The sequence below is a fragment of the bacterium genome (genome assembly GCA_024228115.1).
GTDB lineage: Bacteria > Myxococcota_A > UBA9160 > UBA9160 > UBA6930.
On the sequence record JAAETT010000441.1, the window covers coordinates 1 to 1487 of the forward strand.

At 62.9% G+C, this 1487-nt stretch carries 1 protein-coding gene; it reads left to right on the forward strand.

What is annotated here, in order from left to right:
- Positions 1 to 125 precede the first annotated feature (125 nt).
- Positions 126 to 1328, forward strand: a complete 1203-nt coding sequence (locus GY937_19340) for a type IV secretory system conjugative DNA transfer family protein (GenBank protein MCP5058861.1) — start codon at positions 126 to 128, stop codon at positions 1326 to 1328.
- The last annotated feature ends 159 nt before the right edge of the window (positions 1329 to 1487 follow it).

The following is a 1487-nucleotide window of genomic DNA, read 5'->3' on the forward strand; positions in this document are numbered from 1 at the left end:
CCGGTCGAGCCGGGAGGGCGTTCGCCCTGGGTCAAGGACCTTTCGACCCGGAAGATCTGAATCGGAATCCGGAACGGCGGGCTGCGTCGCCCCCCGGCCAAATGATCAGATTTCTACGCTTCTGAGTGAGCGTCTACACCGTGATCCTCCACGTCCTCTACGCAGGGGCAAGGAAGACGCTCCGAGGCTGCCTCGATCTCCTCACGGATCCGGCGCGCCCGATCGAAGCCGTACTCGAGGAAATGATGGTCTACGAGCACGACCCATCCGGAGAGCGAGGGTGGAGGGAGGCTGGCGGCGGCTGCCCGACGACGACGCATCCACTCGTTGCGGGCTCCGCGCGGGCACTTTTGAACAAGAGCGAGAACGAGCGCTCCAGCGTGATCTCGTCCACCGTGAAATGCCTCTCCCTCTACCGAGACGACCTCGTGGCGGAGAAAACGAGCCGGAGTGATTTCAAGGTCATGAACCTCGTGGATCACGAGAAGCCCGTGAGCCTCTACCTCGTCGTCCCGCCCTCGGATGTCAGCCGCACGCGCCCCCTCATGAGGCTCCTCATCCATCAGGTGGGAAGCCGGCTGACGGAAAGCCTCGATGGGACGGAAAGGGCAGGGGAGGGCGCCGCCCGCCACCGGCTCCTTCTCATGATGGACGAGTTTCCAACGCTCGGGCGGTTGGATTTCTTCGAGACTCAGCTCGCCTATCTGGCCGGCTACGGCATCCAGGCCTTCCTTATCGTTCAGGACCTGTCGCAACTCTACGCCGCCTACGGGCACCATGAATCCATCGTGTCGAACTGCCACGTGCGCGTGGCGTTTGCGCCGAACAAGATCGAGACGGCGCGGCTGCTCTCGGAAATGGCCGGCGTCATGACGGTCCGAAAGCCACGTCGCATGTACTCCGGCAACCGCCTCGCCCCCTGGCTTTCCCATGTGATGGCATCCGAAGAAGAGACCCACCGAGCTCTCTTGACGCCCGACGAGGCGCTCCGGATCCCGGCGGAGAACGCGCTCATCTTCGTGGCCGGGGAGCGCCCCATCTGGGCAAAGAAGGCCCGCTTCTTTGCCGATCCGAGGCTCATGGAACGGACCCGAATCAAGCCGCCAGAGAACCGTCCGATCGAGCGAGAGGCTTTCGAGTGGTTGGGGACGCCGGCGGCTTCAATCCCAACGCTGGAGGAGATCGCTGATCGTGGCGATTCAGGAGAACTGGACGAGTTACTTGAGGACGACGAGGCCGAATCTGCGAACTCGGCTGGCGAACCTTCGCTCCCTGGCTCTCCCCCGCCAAGGCCGGATCGATCCGTGCCGATCAAGTCGTTGGTCTAGAGAAGGAGAATCGCGAATGAAACCCAATGTTGCAGCAGCCGAAAAGACCGCACGCCCTTCCCGCGTGATGCGAGAGGAAATCCGGTCGCGGGTCAGTCCGGAGCTTCACCACGCCTTTGTTCGCGATGCGATTGGTCACAAGCAGTCGCAGTCCGATCG